Annotated in this window: 15 protein-coding genes; 7 read left to right on the top strand and 8 right to left on the bottom strand. The window is 64.7% G+C overall.

From position 1 onward, the window contains the following. Nucleotides 1-4: 4 nt before the first annotated feature. From ttcA to IHV84_RS01585, 4 genes are all read left to right on the top strand, one after another. A complete protein-coding gene (ttcA, locus tag IHV84_RS01600) occupies nucleotides 5-973 on the top strand; it encodes a tRNA 2-thiocytidine(32) synthetase TtcA (RefSeq protein ID WP_198845536.1) in 969 nt (322 codons plus the stop codon). Nucleotides 974-1,105: 132 nt separating this feature from the next. Beyond that, the gene (locus tag IHV84_RS01595) at nucleotides 1,106-1,720 is read left to right on the top strand and encodes a DUF4136 domain-containing protein (RefSeq protein ID WP_370541156.1); all 615 of its coding nucleotides are present in this window, start codon (nucleotides 1,106-1,108) and stop codon (nucleotides 1,718-1,720) included. A 6-nt stretch (nucleotides 1,721-1,726) separates the two neighbouring features. Further along, complete coding sequence (locus tag IHV84_RS01590; protein WP_198845535.1) at nucleotides 1,727-2,365, top strand: histidine phosphatase family protein; 639 nt, start codon at nucleotides 1,727-1,729, stop codon at nucleotides 2,363-2,365. Further along, the gene (locus tag IHV84_RS01585) at nucleotides 2,349-3,518 is read left to right on the top strand and encodes a DSD1 family PLP-dependent enzyme (RefSeq protein ID WP_198845534.1); all 1,170 of its coding nucleotides are present in this window, start codon (nucleotides 2,349-2,351) and stop codon (nucleotides 3,516-3,518) included. The genes IHV84_RS01590 and IHV84_RS01585 overlap by 17 nt, the downstream gene beginning before the upstream one ends. 144 nt (nucleotides 3,519-3,662) lie before the next feature. On the opposite strand, the gene IHV84_RS01580 is transcribed toward IHV84_RS01585, so the two are convergent. Both IHV84_RS01580 and IHV84_RS01575 read right to left on the bottom strand, forming a co-directional pair. Then, entirely contained in the window at nucleotides 3,663-4,067 is a 405-nt protein-coding gene (locus IHV84_RS01580) for a hypothetical protein (protein WP_044395640.1), read from the bottom strand. Between the two features lie 26 nt (nucleotides 4,068-4,093). Continuing rightward, nucleotides 4,094-5,479 (bottom strand): ATP-binding cassette domain-containing protein, encoded by a 1,386-nt coding sequence (locus tag IHV84_RS01575; RefSeq protein WP_198845533.1) that lies wholly within the window; start codon nucleotides 5,477-5,479, stop codon nucleotides 4,094-4,096. Between the two features lie 355 nt (nucleotides 5,480-5,834). On the opposite strand from IHV84_RS01575, the gene IHV84_RS01570 reads away from it, so the two are divergent. Next, the gene (locus IHV84_RS01570) at nucleotides 5,835-7,589 is read left to right on the top strand and encodes a lysoplasmalogenase family protein (protein WP_198845532.1); all 1,755 of its coding nucleotides are present in this window, start codon (nucleotides 5,835-5,837) and stop codon (nucleotides 7,587-7,589) included. A 106-nt stretch (nucleotides 7,590-7,695) separates the two neighbouring features. On the opposite strand, the gene IHV84_RS01565 is transcribed toward IHV84_RS01570, so the two are convergent. The 6 genes from IHV84_RS01565 to ruvA all read right to left on the bottom strand — a co-directional run bounded on the left by IHV84_RS01565 (nucleotide 7,696) and on the right by ruvA (nucleotide 14,793). Further along, nucleotides 7,696-8,442: an ABC transporter ATP-binding protein gene (locus IHV84_RS01565; protein WP_198845531.1), complete on the bottom strand. Its 747-nt coding sequence runs from the start codon at nucleotides 8,440-8,442 to the stop codon at nucleotides 7,696-7,698. A gap of 7 nt (nucleotides 8,443-8,449) precedes the next feature. Beyond that, entirely contained in the window at nucleotides 8,450-9,697 is a 1,248-nt protein-coding gene (locus IHV84_RS01560) for an ABC transporter permease (RefSeq protein ID WP_198845530.1), read from the bottom strand. Between the two features lie 10 nt (nucleotides 9,698-9,707). Further along, nucleotides 9,708-11,042 (bottom strand): efflux RND transporter periplasmic adaptor subunit, encoded by a 1,335-nt coding sequence (locus tag IHV84_RS01555; RefSeq protein ID WP_233099643.1) that lies wholly within the window; start codon nucleotides 11,040-11,042, stop codon nucleotides 9,708-9,710. After that, nucleotides 11,039-12,097: a Holliday junction branch migration DNA helicase RuvB gene (gene ruvB / locus IHV84_RS01550; protein ID WP_198845529.1), complete on the bottom strand. Its 1,059-nt coding sequence runs from the start codon at nucleotides 12,095-12,097 to the stop codon at nucleotides 11,039-11,041. The genes IHV84_RS01555 and ruvB overlap by 4 nt, the downstream gene beginning before the upstream one ends. Nucleotides 12,098-12,118: 21 nt before the next feature. Continuing rightward, complete coding sequence (locus IHV84_RS01545) at nucleotides 12,119-14,056, bottom strand: trypsin-like peptidase domain-containing protein (protein ID WP_198845528.1); 1,938 nt, start codon at nucleotides 14,054-14,056, stop codon at nucleotides 12,119-12,121. A gap of 164 nt (nucleotides 14,057-14,220) precedes the next feature. Beyond that, nucleotides 14,221-14,793 (bottom strand): Holliday junction branch migration protein RuvA, encoded by a 573-nt coding sequence (ruvA, locus tag IHV84_RS01540; RefSeq protein ID WP_198845527.1) that lies wholly within the window; start codon nucleotides 14,791-14,793, stop codon nucleotides 14,221-14,223. A gap of 88 nt (nucleotides 14,794-14,881) precedes the next feature. Between ruvA and IHV84_RS01535 the strand changes: the two genes are divergently transcribed. Further along, nucleotides 14,882-15,832 carry a PhoH family protein gene (locus tag IHV84_RS01535; protein WP_066784519.1) on the top strand — a complete coding sequence of 317 codons (951 nt, stop codon included), beginning with the start codon at nucleotides 14,882-14,884 and terminating at the stop codon, nucleotides 15,830-15,832. Nucleotides 15,833-15,892: 60 nt separating this feature from the next. Continuing rightward, nucleotides 15,893-16,351 carry an rRNA maturation RNase YbeY gene (ybeY, locus tag IHV84_RS01530; RefSeq protein WP_198845526.1) on the top strand — a complete coding sequence of 153 codons (459 nt, stop codon included), beginning with the start codon at nucleotides 15,893-15,895 and terminating at the stop codon, nucleotides 16,349-16,351. Nucleotides 16,352-16,415: the final 64 nt, after the last annotated feature.

Below are 16,415 nucleotides of genomic sequence, written 5' to 3'. Positions count from 1 at the left end.
ACCTATGAATGCAGTGATCAACAACCCCCATCCCACCACCACCGGCTGGACCGACGAAGCCGAAGCACCGCAAGAGCCCACGGCCAACGCAGCCCGCCTGAAAATCGAACGCGAAACCCACAAGCTGGAAAAGCGCCTGTGCCGCGAGGTGGGCAAGGCCATCGTCGACTTCAACATGATTGAAGAAGGCGACAAGGTGATGGTGTGCATGTCCGGCGGCAAAGACAGCTATGCGCTGCTCGACATCCTGCTCAAGCTCAAGGCCCGCGCGCCCATCCACTTTGACCTGGTGGCCGTGAACCTGGACCAGAAGCAGCCGGGCTTTCCTGAGCATGTGCTGCCCGAATACCTGGCCAGCACCGGCGTGCCCTTCCACATCGAGAACGAAGACACCTACAGCATCGTCAAGAAGCTGATCCCCGAGGGCAAGACCACCTGCAGCCTGTGCAGCCGCCTGCGCCGGGGCATTCTGTACCGCGTGGCCGATGAGCTGGGCTGCACCAAGATCGCCCTGGGCCACCACCGCGACGACATCCTGCAAACGCTGCTGCTCAACATGTTCTTCGGCGGCAAGATGAAGAGCATGCCGCCCAAGCTGGTCAGCGACGACGGCAAGCATGTGGTGATCCGCCCTCTGGCCTATGTGGCCGAGAAAGACACCGCCCGCTGGGCCGCGCACCGCAACTTTCCCATCATCCCGTGCAACCTGTGCGGCAGCCAGGAGAACCTGCAGCGCAAGCAGGTGGGCGAGATGCTGCGCGAGTGGGAAAAGCGCTTCCCCGGCCGCATCGAAAACATGTTCAACGCCCTGCAGAACGTGGTGCCTTCGCACCTGCTGGACGGCAGCCTGTACGACTTCAAGAACGCCCGTGCCACCGGCGTGGCCGACGAAAACGGAGACAAGGCGTTTGACAAGGAAGAGTTTGCGCCCGCGCCCACGCTGCCCGGCGTGCAGGTGGTGCAGATCGGTTGAGGAATCTTTGACCCAGCTTCACGCTCTGACTGCTTGAATCTATAGCCAGGCGGCCGTTCCCCCTGAAGGCCACCCCAGCCAGCGCGCTGCACCACTGCAGCCATCCACCGCAACCGCTTCAGGAGACTTGCCATGATGACTTTGCAATGGAAGAAATGTGCCGTGCTGCTGGGCATGGCGGCCGTGCTGGCCGGGTGCGCCACCCACCGCGTGGTGGAAGGCGATGTACGCAGCTTTTCCAGACTGCCCGCCGCAGCCACCGCCCAGCAGCCCATGACGTACCGGCTGGAGCGCCTGCCCTCGCAGCAAACACCCTCGTTCGACCCCATCCTGGCGCTGGCCGAGCAAGCCCTGGCGCGCGCCGGGCTGCAGCGCAATGATGAAACCGGCCAATGGGTGGTGCAACTGGGCGCGCAGGCGGGCTTCACACCGCGCCGCGACCCGTTTGATGACCACCCGCCCTGGGCGTTTGGCGGCTGGGGCTGGTACGGCGGGCGTGGCGGCTGGGGCATGAGCGGCCTGTGGCAGGTGGGCGCCCCCGCCCCGCTGCACCGGCGCGTGGTCAGCATTGTGATGCGCGATGCGCGCACGCAGGAAGTGGTTTACGAAACCTCGGCCGTGCACGAAGACGTGTGGGTGTCTGACCCCGCGGTGTACGGCGTGCTGTTCGACGCCGCGCTCAACGGCTTTCCCCAGCCACCCCAAGGCCCGCGCCAGGTGCGCATTCCCTTACCGACCCAGCCCTGACATTGCATGGACGCCACCCGCATCATCGCCATCCGCCACGGAGAAACCGCCTGGAACGTGGACAGCCGCCTCCAGGGCCATCTGGACATTCCGCTGAACGACGTGGGCCTGTGGCAAGCCCGCCAGGCGGCGCTGGCACTGGCCGATGAGCCCATCGACGCCATCTACAGCAGTGACCTGCAACGCGCCTGGGTCACGGCCCAGGCCATCGCAGAAACCACACAGGCGCCGCTGGCCGCCCACCAGGGCCTGCGTGAACGCAGCTTTGGCGTGCTGCAAGGCCATACCTTTGAAGAGCTGGAAGCCAAAGAGCCGGAGCAAGCCTACCGCTGGCGCAAGCGCGACCCCGCCTTTGCGCCCGAGGGCGGCGAATCGCTGATCGCGCTGCGCGAACGCATCACCACCACCACCCACGCCCTGGCAGCCCAGCATGTGGGCGGGCAGATCGTGCTGGTGGCCCACGGCGGCGTGCTGGACGTGCTGTATCGCGCCGCCACCCGACAGGACATTCAAGCCCCGCGCACCTGGCAGCTGGGCAACGCTGCCATCAACCGCCTGCTCTGGACACCCGATGGTCTCAGCCTGGTGGGCTGGGCCGACACACAGCACCTGGACAACGCCGTACGCGATGAAAACCACGCCTGACGCCCTCGCCGCCCTCATCGGCCAGCGGGTAGACCTGATCGACACCCCCGCCCTGGTGGTGGACCTGGACGCCATGGACCGCAACATCCAGCGCATGGCCGAATTCGCCCGCAAGCACCAGGTGCGCTGGCGGCCCCACGCCAAGATGCACAAAAGCGCCGAGCTGGCCTTGTTGCTGCAGCAGGCCGGGGCACAGGGCGTATGCGTGCAAAAAGTGTCCGAAGCTGAAGCCCTGGCCGCTGGCGGCGTGCTGGACATCACCATCACCAACGAAGTGATTGCCATGCCCAAGCTGCACCGCGCGGCGCGGCTGGCCACGGCCCTTGCCAGCCGGGGCGGCCGCCTGGGCGTGGCGGTGGACAGCGCGGAGGGCATCGAGCGCCTGGCCGAAGCGATGGCGCAGTCTGGCAGCGACGCGGGCATGGATGTGCTGGTAGAGATTGACGTAGGCCAGGGCCGCTGCGGCGTACCGCCGGGCGAGGCCGCCGTGGCGCTGGCACCGGCCGTGGCCCGCCACCCACGGCTGCGCTTTGCCGGGTTGCAGGCTTACCATGGCCGCGCCCAGCACTTTGCCAGCGCCGCCGAACGGCGCGAGGCCATTGCGCGCACCGTGCAGCAAGCTGCGCACACGCGCGACCTCATCGAGGCCGCAGGGGTGCCCGTGCCGCTGGTCACGGGCTCTGGCACCGGCACGCTGGTGAACGAAGCGGCCAGCGGGGTGTATGGCGAGCTGCAGGCGGGGTCGTTCCTTTTCATGGACGCCGACTACGCCCGCAACGAACGCGACCCCGCGCAGCCCGCATTCGAGCACGCCCTGTTCGTCAAAACCCAGGTGATTTCGGTGCGCGGCACCCATGCCGTGTGCGACGCGGGCCACAAGAGCCACGCCATCGACTCGGGCCTGCCCACCGTGGCAAACCTGCCCGCAGACCGGGCGCTCCGCTACGCCAATGGGGGTGACGAGCACGGCATCCTGTATGCCGAGGGCGACAAGGCCCGCCTGCCCGCTCTGGGCCGCATGCTGTGGCTGGTGCCAGGCCATTGCGACCCGACGGTGAACCTGCACGACTTCATGATCGGGGTGCGGGGTGGGCTGGCGCAAGGCGTGGTGGAGCGGATCATCCGGGTGGATGCACGCGGCGCCCTGAGCTAGGGCACACCCGCTGGACGGGCTTGGAGCGGCTCACAAAACCCAGCGAAGCGGTCCTGGCCAGGTGTACCGCCGCAGACAGCACAAGCAGTACAAGCAGTACGACGGGGCCGGACAACGACGCCAGGGGAGTTTGGTGAGTCGCTCTTAAAACGCTGCTTCCAGGGCTGGCATCGCCAGGCGCGCCTTGGTCAATGCCATGCCCAGGTTGGCTGTCTTGCGACAGACGAAAACGGCCACGTATTCGGGGTTGGTCTTGCCGCGCAGGAAGACGTGAATCAGGTTCTCGCTGTTGACGATGATTTCCTGGAAATAGTGGAAACCGTCGTCCTCCAGCCCACGCGCTTTCTTGAACATGCGCTCAATCATGCTCACGTTGGGGCCATTGAACATGTCGGCCGTGGCGGCGGCCAGCAGATCAATGACCTGCTGAGGGTGTGAGTCCACCGTTTTCAGGGACAACAGCATGCCCGACGCGACATCCACATATCCGGCCGCCACGCACTCCGGAACAGAGGCGGCTGCATTGCTCAGTGCTACTTCAAAACTCATTGCTGTTTTCCTTCTTTGGTTACCGTTTACACAATCTTTTGGAGGATGACGTCCTCATAGCGCTGCAGAAATGCCTCCTGCTCGGCACTTTGTACATAGTGCGCGTCCAGCAGGCGCACGCGGCGCAGGGCTTCCTGCGCGGTCAGCCCTTCGCGAATCCACCACGCGGCCAGCACCGTGCCCGTGCGCCCGCGCCCCGCCAGGCAATGGACGGCCAGCACCTCACCCTGCGCCATGAGCGTTTCCATGCGCTTGAGCAACATCTGGATTTGCCCCAGGCTGGGGGCTTCGTGGTCACGGATAGGCAGGTGCAGATTGGCCAGGCCATGGCGCTTGAGCGCGTCCTGCGGCAGATCGCGCTCGGTCAGAGTGATCAAGTGGCTGATGCCCACGCGTTTGAGCGCTGCCAGGTCATGGTCCATGTCGTTCACGGCCCCAGGCAGGGGGGTGCCCGCAAGTCGGCCGGGCTCCAGCCACACAAAGCCAAGGGGCGCACCAGCGGTGGAAGCCGCAGCCGCGCTTCGGGTTTCAGCCCCGTGACCTTTCGTGGGCCACTGGGCACCGGCCGATGTGCCAGACAGTGCGGTGAGCACACGGGCGGGCAGATGACCCAGGTCCGGCGGCGGCGCCACGCCCTCGGCCAGCATGGCCGGGTCAGCGTCAGGCGCGGGTACGGCGCAGCTGCCCGTACGCACAAACTGCTGGCCCGCTGCGGACATGGGTGAAGACAGAAACTCTTCCATGCCACGCGCCTCTTGCACCCGCCCGCCTGCCAGCAGCGCCATGCGGTCGGCCAGGCTCGCGGCATGTTTCTGGTTGTGCAGCACCACCAGCAGCGTGCTGGTGCGAGCCACTTCACGCAGCAGTTCCAGCAACACATAGGCGTCGTAGTCCGAGAGATCGGCCGTGGGCTCGTCCACCATCAAAAGCGCTGGCTCGGTCACGGCTTCGCGCAGGATGGCCACAGCCCTTTGCAGCAAGGGCGTCAGCTCCAGCGTGGACTGGTCGAACAGGGCTGCCAGTTCGGGCACGCCCATGCGCTGGACCAGTTCAGTGCACCAGGCCCGCACCTCGGCGGGCGAGCGGCTCAGCCGTTCACGCACTGGGTCGGCCAAGGCATGAAAAACGGTGGCTGCCATGAGCTGGGCGTTTTGTTGCACCAGGCGGGGACGGTTGCCCTCACCCAACGGCTTTCCTTCGTACTCCACGCTGCCCCATTCGGTGAAGCGCGGATGGCCGGCATACCGCCCAGACATGGCATGCAGCAGCGTGGACTTGCCAGAGCCCGACGGCCCCAGCAGCACAGTGATGCTGCCGCGCGGCAAAGTCAGGTCAATGTCGGCGAGAACCACCTTGGCGCCAAAAGCCGCGCCAAAACCCGCTGCCCTGAGGCAGTGCGTGCTGCTGTTCATGTTTCTTATGGGAGGTATTGTGCCTGTCCGCGGCCAAAGTCGGCCGACAGAAAACAGGTCAGCTTGCACTGACCAAAGAACAAAAAGGCCACCCGAGAGGGGCCAGCGGAGATTTCTATTTTACGGAGTGGTAAGGGCCGGTGAACTCCTCTTTCGGCATCATCCTTCGCGATTTGATGCAGATTGTGGCATGGGCAGCTTTCACCCAACTGAACGAACACGCCCACCGGCCTTGGCGCACGAACAGCGACCCGGTTGCGCGTCCAACGCACGGTGGAGCGGATCATCAGGGTTGATGCCAGAGGCGCGCTGACCTGATCGGGGAAACAATTGGCGGACATTTTTGGTGTCCTCCATGAGCCCCAGCCAGATCATCGTCCTCGCCACGCCTGTCTTCTTGCTGCTCATCGCCATCGAGCTGGCCGTGGGCTGGCGGCGCCAGCGCAACACCTACCGGCTGGCGGATGCGGTCAGCAGCATCAGCCTCGGCATGCTCAGCCAGACCAGTGCGGCGTTCACGCATCTCTTGCGCATCGGCATCTACACCGCCGTGTTCGAACACGTGGCGCTGTGGCGCAACGATGCCTTCTGGACCAGCCTGCCCGGCTGGCTGCTGGCGCTGCTGTTCTACGACTTTTGCTACTACTGGCTGCACCGCATGGGGCACGAGTCGGCCGTGCTGTGGGCCGCGCACGCGGTGCACCACCAGAGCCAAGACTACAACCTCAGCACCGCGCTGCGCCAGACCAGTTCTGGCGCGCTGCTGGGCTGGGTCTTTTATGTGCCCATGGCGCTGGCGGGCGTGCCGCCGCTGGTGTTTGGTGTGGTGGCGCTCGTCGATCTGCTCTACCAGTTCTGGGTGCACACCGAGCAGGTGGGCAAGCTCGGCTGGTTCGACCGCTGGTTCTGCAGCCCCAGCAACCACCGCGTGCACCACGCGGTGAACGATGCGTATCTGGACAAGAACTACGGGGGCATCCTGATCCTGTGGGATCGACTCTTTGGCACTTTCAAGGACGAAGACGAGCACGAGAAGTGCGTGTATGGCACCCGCGGTCTACTGAACAGTTGGGACCCACTGTGGGCCAATGCCCAGGTGTACGCCGGGCTCGCGCACGACAGCTGGCATGCGCGCCACTGGGCAGACAAGTTCAAGGTCTGGATCAAGCCGCCGGGCTGGCGGCCTGCCGATGTGGCGGAGCGTTTTCCCAAACCCGCCTTCAGCATGGCGCAGATGCAGATCTTTCATCCGCCCATGTCGCGCGCGGTGCAGTGGTTTGCGCTGGTGCAGTTTGCGGTGCTGCTCACGGGGGTGGGCGCCTTTTTATGGCAGGCCGACACCGCACCACTGGCGCACAACGCCATCTGGTTTGCGGTGCTGCTGGTGGGGCAATGGGCTTTGGGCGCGGTGATGCAGGGGCGCATCGGCATGCTGATGGCACTGGTGCTGCAAAGCGCTGCATTGGCCACCGCCACCAGCGCGCTGGGGTTTACCGAATGGCACTGGCTTTTCAAGCCACTGACGATGATTTTTGCTCTTTTTTTAGTAGCTGCTAGCGCTTACTCAACAAGCGCCAGAGGCCTATTTGATTCAAAAACCTCGCTTCTGCTGGCTGCAGCGTTGGCTGGATCGCTGGCGGGGGATGTGTTCCTCATGTTCCAGGGCTTTTTCATCCCTGGCCTGGTGAGTTTTCTGGTGGCGCACCTGTTCTATGTCGCGCTGTTCAAACGCGGGCAGGCATGGTTTCCGCACCGGGGGGCGCTGGCCGCCACCTTGGGTATTGGCGTGGGCATGTACGCCTTTTTATGGACGGGAGGCCTGCCACCGGCCCTGCGCGTGCAAGTGGCGGCCTATGTGCTGGTGATTGCGCTGATGGCCGCGCAGGCCATGGGCCGGGCGACCGTGCTGCGCAACGGGCCCGCACTGCGGGTGGCGCTGGGGGCGGGGTGCTTCATGCTGAGCGACGCCTTGCTGGCAACCGACCGGTTTGTGACGCCCCTGCCATGGGCCCCGGTGTGGGTGCTTTCCACGTACTACGCAGCGCAGGTGCTGATCGTCAGCGGCTGGCTGGCGCGCGAGGCGCCCGACACGGCAACAGCCGGCACCTGAGGCTTCCCTGCTCGCGGCGCCAAGCAATTTTCAACCAAATCAGGCTCTAGCGCTCTTCTGGAAAGCGCAAGCAGCTATCAACTTAATAGCATCCACCCTATCTAACTCACCCGTGCGGTGCCGGCTCCACACCCGCGGTGATGGCCTCATCGCGCGCAATGCGGCCGTCAATCAGCTCCACCAGCCGGTCGCAGCGCGCGGCCAGGCGCGGGTCGTGTGTGACGACCACAAAGCTCGTGCCCCGCTCGGCGTGAATGCGGCGCAGCAGGGCAAACACTTCAGCAGAAGAAACCGTGTCAAGGTTGCCCGTGGGCTCGTCGGCCAGCACCAGCGGCGGGTTCATGACCAGCGCGCGCGCAATGGCCACGCGCTGCTGCATGCCGCCTGACAGCTCGGCCGGGCGCTTGTTCATGGCCTGGGCCAGGCCCACGGCGTCCAGCAGGCTGCGGGCATGGTCCAGGTGCGCGCGGCTGACGCGGCCTTCGGCCATGAGGGCGGGCAACGTGACGTTCTCCAGCGCCGAGAACGCGGGCAGCAGATGGTGGAACTGAAACACAAAGCCCAGCGTGCTACGGCGGCGCAAAGTCAGGGCCGCATCGTCCAGGCCCCGCACTTCTTCGCCATCCAGCCGAAAGCTGCCCGAGGTCATGCGCTCCAGCAAGCCCAGGATGTTGAGCAAGGTGCTCTTGCCCGAGCCCGAGGGCCCCATCAGCGCGATGAATTCGCCCCGGCGCACCTGCAGGTCGATACCGTGCAGTACCTCGGCCTCGCTGGGGCGGCCCAGGTTGTAGCTTTTGCGCACGGCGTCGAGCGCAATCAGCTCAGGAGGTACTGCAGCATCCGCAGTGTTCATCCAGGCCTCACATGCGGATGGCTTGCGCCGGGTCCAACGCCGCCGCGCGCCGCGCCGGGGCCACAGCCGCCAGCACGCCGCACACCGAGGCAATCAGCGCGATCTGCAGCGCCATGGGCAGCGGCAACGCAATTGAAAACAGCGGCAGGCCATCCGAGCCGCGCACGAAGTGGGTGAACACCCAGATCAGCGCCACCGCCAGCAGCAGACCGAGCACCGAGCCCAGCGCCCCCACCACAGCGCCCTGCACCAGAAACACCCGCAGCACCTGGCCCCGCGTGGCGCCCATGGCGCGCAAAATGCCGATCTCGCGGCCCTTTTGCACCACCGACACCACCAGCACACTGGCAATGCCCAGCACCACCACCGCCAGCACCACGCCCCGGATGATGGAGGTGCTGATGGACTGCGCGTTGAGCGCCGACACCAGCTGGGCATTGCTCTCTTGCCAGCTCTCGATCTTGTAGGGGAACTGGCTTTGCAGCTCTCGCGCCAGGGTTTGGGCCACCCAAACGTCCTTGAGGGTCAGGTCCAGCTGGGTGGCGCCACCGGGCAGCGCCAGCAGGCTTTGCGCGGCACGCAGCGGCACGATCACGGTGCGCCGGTTCAGGTCTTTCACGCCCAGGTCCACCAGTGCGGTCACGCGCACCGAATCGCTCACCGAGCCACTCACACTGCCCGTCTGCACCGTGAGGCGGTCGCCCACGCGCACCCCCAGGTCCTGCGCCAGCTCGCGGCCTATCACTGCCTCCCCTGGCGCCAGCCGCGCACTGCCGCTGACGACCTTGGAGCGCAGGCCCACCACGCGGTCATAACGGTCGAGGTCCACGCCCATGAGGGCAATCGCCTGCGATGCCTCGCCGCGCAGCGCCAGGCCCGAGCCCGACACCATGGGCGAAACCCCAGCCACGGCAGGCAACCCTTCCAGCAGCGGCACCAGCGCCTGCCAGTTGGCTACGGAACGCAAGCGCTGCGCGCGCGGCTGGGTTTCGGTCAACGCGGCAGTATCCGGCGCCGCCGGGGCGGCCGGGGCGGCCGGGGTGACCAGATCGTCCGGCGCGCGCAGCGTGACGTGCGCCTGCGCACCCAGTGTTTTGGCCAGGGTGTTGGCCTGCAAGCCGCTGATGAGCGCCGAGATATAGGCAATGACCGCTACGCCCGCAGCCACGCCCACGATGATGAGCACGGTCTGCATGCGCCCCTCGCGCAAGAAGCGCAGCGCCACGCGGAACTCGAAACCAGGCCAGATCCACATGGCGGCAGGCTCAACGGCCCATGGTGCCGGTCAACGCAGGGCCCGCGCCACCGCCCTGATTGCCTTGGGCCGCCGGAGTGGGCGCGGACGAAGCAGTGGTCCATGGCGCCGTGCGGGCACGCACGCGTTGACCTTCCTGCAAGCTCGCGTTGCCGCGCAGCACCATGTCGCCTTCCTTCAGGCCGTCAAGCACCTCCACCGCATCCAGCGTGCGCAGGCCCAGCCGCACGTTGCGTACCTGGGCGCGCCCATCCTGCAGCACCAGCACGCTGGCTTGATCGCCACCGGCCGGGCCGCGCAAAGCGGCCTGGGGCAGCACCAGGGTGCGCTCGCGTCGGGCGGTCTCCACCTCCACCGACAAGGTCATGTCTTCGCGCAAAAAGGCAGGTGTCTGCTCAATCGAAAACTTCACCTCAATGGCGCCGCGCTGCGCATCCACCGCCGGCGCGATGGACAGCACGCGGGCCGCAAAGCGCTGCCCCGCAAAGGCATCGGCCACCACCCAGGCCGGCTGGCCCAGTTGCAGTTGCTCCAGAAAGCGTTCATCCACCTGGGCCACCAGCTGCGTGGGCCCGGCCAGCGCCAGGCTGAGCAAGGCCTTGCCCGGCTGCACGATCTGCCCAGGCTCCACCTCACACACCAGCACGCGCGCATCGGCGGGGGCCACCAGCGTGGCTTGTGCCAGGCGGGCCTGTGCAGCCACCGTGGCCGCCTGGGCTAGCGCTAACTCGGCCTGGGCCTGGGCTACCTCAGTGCCCGCGTCGGCGTTGGCTTGCAGTTGCGCTTGCGCGCTGAGATGCTGCGCCCGCGCCACGTCCACCGCACGGCGTGCCTCGTCAAGCTGCGCCGGGCTGTAAAACCCCTCGGTCACCAACTGCTGCACCCGCGCCAAGCTGGCGCTGGCGGCTTGCAGCGAGGCATCGGCCTGCGCCCGGGCTGCCTGCGCGGCAGTGCGGCCCGTGCTGCGAAGGCCTTCCAGCCGCGCCTTTGCCTGGCGTTCTGAAGCCACAGCCTGGGTCAAAGCCGCGCGCAATTCGTCGGATTCGAGCTGCACCAGCACATCGCCCTGGCGCACGGCGGCTCCCTCCGTTACCCGCACCTGGGCCACACGGCCGGTGACGGTGCTGCCCACCTCCACCCGCGACAACGTGGCCACACGCGCTGAAAACTGTAGCGTGCGCACCAGCGGCGCCGATGGAACCACCAGGGCATCAACCTGCGGGCCGCGCAGTGTGGCTGCGCCCATGGCAACCGCCGCCAGCAAGACGGCAGCGCCCAGCGCCCATGCCAGCCAGCGTCGATTCACCCGACCACCCTGGCTGCCAGTTGCTGCGTTTTTGCTCATTCAGAAAACAGCCCACCGGCCGCTTGCGGTGGCGCCACCCCCAGGTGGCGGAACGCCGCCAGCGTGGCGATGCGGCCACGGGGCGTGCGCTGCAGGTAGCCCTGCTGGATGAGGTAGGGCTCAATCACATCCTCAATGGTGCCTGCCTCTTCCCCAATGCTGGCTGCGATGTTGTCCAGCCCCACTGGGCCGCCGTCAAAACGGTGGATCACGGCTTCGAGCAGCTTGCGGTCCATCACGTCAAACCCTTGCGGGTCCACATCCAGCATAGCCAGTGCCTTGTCGGCAATGGATTTGGTGATGCGACCGTCGCCCTTGACTTCGGCATAGTCGCGCACCCGGCGCAGCAGCCGGTTGGCAATGCGCGGTGTGCCGCGCGAGCGGCGGGCGATTTCAAAACCGCCCTCCTCGTCCATGGGCGCATTGAGCAGCCCCGCACTGCGCTGGACGATGCTGGCCAGCTCGTCGGCCGTATAAAACTCCAGCCGCGCCACGATGCCAAAGCGGTCGCGCAGCGGGTTGGTGAGCATGCCCGCCCGCGTGGTGGCACCCACCAGCGTGAACGGCTGCAGATCCAGCTTGATACTGCGCGCCGCCGGGCCCTCACCGATCATGATGTCGATCTGGTAGTCCTCCAGCGCGGGGTAGAGGATTTCCTCGACCACGGGCGAGAGGCGGTGGATCTCATCAATGAAAAGAACGTCGTTCTTTTCCAAATTGGTGAGCAGGGCGGCCAGGTCCTTGGGCTTTTCCAGCACCGGCCCGCTGGTCTGCCGCAAGTTCACCCCCAACTCGGCCGCAATGATGTGGCTGAGCGTGGTCTTGCCCAGCCCGGGCGGGCCGAACAAGAGCACATGGTCCAGCGCCTCGCCCCGCTTGCGGGCGGCACCGATGAAGATCTCCAACTGCTCCCGCGCCTTGGCCTGCCCGACGTACTCCTGCAGCAGCTTGGGACGCAGCGCCCGCTCCAGCGCCTCTTCCTGCGGCGAGACAGGCGCGGCTGAAACCACGCGCTTGGCTGGTGGCGGGGCGAATTCGTCGGTGTGGATGGTCATGCAAAGAGCGGCAGGGGACGCTTACTGGGCTGTGGTCCAAGCGTAGTACATAGGGCCTTCATACTGGAAGTCCTTGTATGTTTGGATCACGAAATCCCGCTCTGCTGCGCTGATAGTGTAGAAATGCGCCCCACTGGTCGGGTTGTAGAAACGATAAATAGGCGAGGTGCCAGAACCACTAGTAGCCTGCCCATACCAGCTGATGTTTTCGTATTGGAACTGGGGATAAGTAGCGATTACGAAGTCCCGCTCGGCAACGCTCGCGGAGAAGAAATGCGTACCCGTGGCGTTGTTGTAAAAGCGGAAGATAGGACTCCGGCCATTAGCCGCGTCCGCATAAGCGTAAAACGCCACGTTTTCGTAGTTGAACTGTGGATAAGTCCGAATAATGAAGTCGCGTTCTGCGGCACTCACGGTAAAGAAATGCGTGCCCGTGATTGTGTTGTAGAAGCGGTATACCGCCGCGCGGCCACCAGCCGGTGTGGGCGCTGGAGTAGTTGCAGGGTTTAGCCACGTTTTAATGGCTGCATTAAACGCAACGTCAAAACGGCCATAGAAGTCAGAGGCTGACCGATTTGTGCAAGTCGCGCCTCCTCCGTACAGGGTACCCACCACATAACCATCACGGAATATTGCGGATCCACTGCTACCACCCTCGGTTGTGCCTTGACTCCAAGTCACGCGGTAGTAATTACCAGACGTACCACTGCACTGGAAGCCACCACCTGTCGTGGGTTGGCAATTCGATTGGCCATTGATCGTACCGAAGCTGATCTTGAGCAAGTCGCCGCTGGGATGGTGCAATCCAACGACAGATGTACCGGAGGCAACCGTATTCGCACTCCAACCCGCAAACCAAACCCCTGTGGGTGGCGTGTCATTGAGGAGCATGAAGGCCGTATCCGTATTGCCGCTTGCGTACAACAACTGCGCGCCACCCGTCCGGCGAACGCTCGAGGCCTGCAAAGTACCGCTATTGCATGTGGGTGAACGATAGAACCAACGTGTTTCCAGAGTGGACGCCACGGTTTGCGTGGAGAAACAATGGTTCGCTGTCAGAAAGTACGGCTTGAACGAAGTTTGTGTATCGTTCATCAACGTACCTGTGCACAGGTAAGAGCCCCCACCCTGGGTGAACAACATCCGAGCCACAGAATTACGCTCCTGAGCGTTGTTGCTGTAACAGGTAGCGTCCAGGTTACAGGAGGCCGATTCATTGATCTTCGCCGCCTCGACTTGCTCCTGGTACTCCTGAGCCGTGGGCAGGGAGAGATTCTCAAAAATGTGCGACAGCTGAGGCACTGCAATGTCCAGCGCGCTTGCGGCGACCCCGGGTGGCAGTTCCACTTCCAAGGTAGCCTCGCCCTCCCCTGTATCGGGGGTCCACCAGGTGCGAGCAGCGTCACTCTGGTCGCCTGCTGCCTGATTGCGTTCGATCAATTGCAGAATGGCTTGCCCAGAGATCTGGAACACTTTGTCTGGAGCAGATTGGGTGTAAACACGCACAGTAGCGCTACCTGGCAACTGTTTAACCAGTACACCCAACCGCAGTCCATAAGCACCTTCGGCATTGAAGCTGATCGCAGCCACCTTGCCACCCACGGCGGTGTTTTTCCATTGCCACAGAGACTGCATGGCTGCCGCAGACTTGGTGGCCTGCACATCACGCGCCTGGCCTACCAAGCGCGGTGTGCCGGGGGCCGACATTTCAACCTTGGCCATCGACAGTTCGCCCAGACTGACCCGTGCAGCCTTGGGGGCGGCAGTCACGCTGCGTGACTTCACAGGGGACACATCCTGCACCGCCGTTTCAGGCAACATACGGCCTTCCACGGCTGTGATCGCGTCGGTCTTGGCTGTTGTAGCCACTTCGCTGCTCTCTCCCCCACCGCAACCGGCCAGCAATGCTGCCGCGGCGGTCAGGGCTCCCGCCCAGCGTTTGATTGAAATTTTTGTCATTGAAGTTCCTTGGTTCAAAACTTACCGTGGAGCATCCTGGCCGCCGCCTGGACCACTTCCGGGGATGCGCTTCGCGAATCGCTAGGCCACGTATTTCGCTGGCCTGATATCGGCAACGATGCATGCACACCGATCCACTGTTGAAGCGCCCCGGGCAACAATTATCAGCGTGCCAGGGCCTTCAGCGCCAGCTTGATCCCGTCACTCACCCCCACATCGGCGGGCAATGCCTTGAGGGCTGCGGCAGCTTCTTTGTCGTTGTAGCCTAGCGCCAACAGTGCCTGCAGGATGTCCGCCTGCGCATCGCTGGCGGCGTGGGTGGGGGCGCCGATGTCGGCACCGAGCTTGCCTTTCAGTTCGAGCAGCAGGCGCTCAGCGGTCTTTTTGCCGATTCCGGGCACCTTCACCAGGCGGCCGGCTTCCTGCAGGGTGATGGCCTGGGCCAGGTCAGCGACGCCCATGCCCGACAGAATGGACAGCGCCGTGCGCGGGCCCACGCCGGAGATCTTGATCAGCTCGCGGAATGCCTGGCGCTCCGGGGCCGTGGCAAAACCGTAGAGCAGTTGAGCGTCCTCGCGCACGATGAACTGCGTGAGCAGGCTGACGCGCTCGCCCACGGCGGGCAGGTTGTAGAACGTGCTCATGGGCACATTCACCTCGTAACCCACGCCGTGGCAGTCCAGCAGCACCTCGGGGGGATTCTTCTCTAGCAGGGTGCCGGTCAATTTGCCTATCATTGGAGTCCTTTGGCGCCGCCGCATCCCGATGCGGGTGGCGCCCTCGTTTTTGCCGTCATTGGCTTTTTTGCCGACTGGAATTATCAGCGTGATCCTGCGCCACACCTTCCTCCCGCACAACAACACCCGCCTGACCCACCTGTGTGGCCCGGCGGACGCGCACCTGCGCACCATCGAGGTGGCCTTGGGCGTGGGCATTGCCCACCGGCACGAGCAGTTCAAGGTGGACGGCCCCAAGGCCAAGGCCACGCAGGCGATGGAGCTGCTGCAGGCGCTGTACGAAATTGCCGAGCGCCCCATCCCGGAAGACCACCTGCAGCTGATGCTGGCCGGCGACAGCGACCTGCTGGACGCGCCCGAGGACGCCATCGTGCTGAGCACCCGCCGGGCCGACCTGCGCGGGCGCACTGCCACCCAGAGCCTGTACCTGCAGAACATTGCCACCCACGACATCACCTTTGGCATTGGCCCCGCGGGCACGGGCAAGACCTATCTGGCAGTGGCCAGCGCCGTGGATGCCCTGGAGCGCAGCTCGGTGCAGCGCATTGTGCTGACGCGCCCGGCGGTGGAGGCCGGCGAGCGCCTGGGCTTTTTGCCGGGCGACCTGGCACAGAAGGTGGACCCCTACCTGCGCCCGCTGTACGACGCCCTGTATGAATTGATGGGCCACGACAAGGTGCAAAAGGCGTTTGAGCGCAACGCCATTGAAATTGCCCCGCTGGCTTTCATGCGCGGGCGCACGCTGAACAACGCCTTTGTGATCCTGGACGAGGCGCAAAACACCACGCCCGAACAGATGAAGATGTTCCTGACCCGCATCGGCTTTGGCTCGCGCGCGGTGGTCACAGGCGACGTAAGCCAGATCGACCTGCCCAAGGGTGCCATGAGCGGCCTGATCGACGCCGAGCGCGTGCTCAAGCGCGTCAAGGGCATTGCCATCACCCGCTTCACCAGCGCCGACGTGGTGCGCCACCCGCTGGTGGCGCGCATTGTGGATGCGTACGATGCGCCCCGCCGGGCCCTGGCAGCGCGTAGTTGATTATTTTTACTATTAATTTGATAGCTGCTTGCGCTTATTGGATAAGCGCCAGGTGCCAATATGACTCTGAACCAACTCTCGCTGTCCCTGCAATTTGGCAAGTTTGATGGCGTGGCGGAACACCGCGCTGTGCTGCCGCGCCACAAGGTCACGCGCTGGATTCGCCACGCCTTGTCGAGCGACGCGGAAATCACCGTGCGCATTGTGGGCACCGAGGAAGGGCAGCAGCTCAACCGCGAATACCGCAAGAAAGACTACGCCACCAACGTGCTCACCTTCGACTACACGCAGGAACCCGTGGTGACGGCCGACCTGGTGCTGTGCGCGCCCGTGGTGGCGCGCGAGGCGGAGGATCAGAACAAGAGCCTGGAAGAGCACTACGCCCACCTGCTGGTGCACGGCACCTTGCACGCCCAGGGGTGGGACCATGAAACCAGTGCGGAAGACGCGGACGAGATGGAGTCTTACGAAACCGCCATCATGCAAGAGCTGGGGTTTGCGGACCCGTACGCCAAGTAACCCGAAACTCAAGGCCCAAAGAATAGGCCCATCGCCCGTCACCCACCGCGCCAGAGGCGATGGG

The organism is Acidovorax sp. IB03, assembly GCF_016406015.1.
In the GTDB taxonomy this organism is placed as follows: domain Bacteria; phylum Pseudomonadota; class Gammaproteobacteria; order Burkholderiales; family Burkholderiaceae_C; genus Acidovorax; species Acidovorax temperans.
This window is presented reverse-complemented; position numbering and strand designations above follow the sequence as displayed.

Excerpts from the sequence above, each read along its gene's own strand:
- IHV84_RS01590 (WP_198845535.1), top strand. The coding sequence starts at position 1,727 with ATGGACGCCACCCGCATCATCGCCATCCGCCACGGAGAAACCGCCTGG.
- ruvA (WP_198845527.1), bottom strand. The coding sequence starts at position 14,793 with ATGATAGGCAAATTGACCGGCACCCTGCTAGAGAAGAATCCCCCCGAG.
- ttcA (WP_198845536.1), top strand. The coding sequence starts at position 5 with ATGAATGCAGTGATCAACAACCCCCATCCCACCACCACCGGCTGGACC.
- IHV84_RS01595 (WP_370541156.1), top strand. The coding sequence starts at position 1,106 with ATGATGACTTTGCAATGGAAGAAATGTGCCGTGCTGCTGGGCATGGCG.
- IHV84_RS01560 (WP_198845530.1), bottom strand. The coding sequence starts at position 9,697 with ATGTGGATCTGGCCTGGTTTCGAGTTCCGCGTGGCGCTGCGCTTCTTG.
- IHV84_RS01570 (WP_198845532.1), top strand. The coding sequence starts at position 5,835 with ATGAGCCCCAGCCAGATCATCGTCCTCGCCACGCCTGTCTTCTTGCTG.
- IHV84_RS01555 (WP_233099643.1), bottom strand. The coding sequence starts at position 11,042 with ATGAGCAAAAACGCAGCAACTGGCAGCCAGGGTGGTCGGGTGAATCGA.
- IHV84_RS01585 (WP_198845534.1), top strand. The coding sequence starts at position 2,349 with ATGAAAACCACGCCTGACGCCCTCGCCGCCCTCATCGGCCAGCGGGTA.
- IHV84_RS01575 (WP_198845533.1), bottom strand. The coding sequence starts at position 5,479 with ATGAACAGCAGCACGCACTGCCTCAGGGCAGCGGGTTTTGGCGCGGCT.
- IHV84_RS01565 (WP_198845531.1), bottom strand. The coding sequence starts at position 8,442 with ATGAACACTGCGGATGCTGCAGTACCTCCTGAGCTGATTGCGCTCGAC.
- ruvB (WP_198845529.1), bottom strand. The coding sequence starts at position 12,097 with ATGACCATCCACACCGACGAATTCGCCCCGCCACCAGCCAAGCGCGTG.
- ybeY (WP_198845526.1), top strand. The coding sequence starts at position 15,893 with ATGACTCTGAACCAACTCTCGCTGTCCCTGCAATTTGGCAAGTTTGAT.
- IHV84_RS01580 (WP_044395640.1), bottom strand. The coding sequence starts at position 4,067 with ATGAGTTTTGAAGTAGCACTGAGCAATGCAGCCGCCTCTGTTCCGGAG.
- IHV84_RS01545 (WP_198845528.1), bottom strand. The coding sequence starts at position 14,056 with ATGACAAAAATTTCAATCAAACGCTGGGCGGGAGCCCTGACCGCCGCG.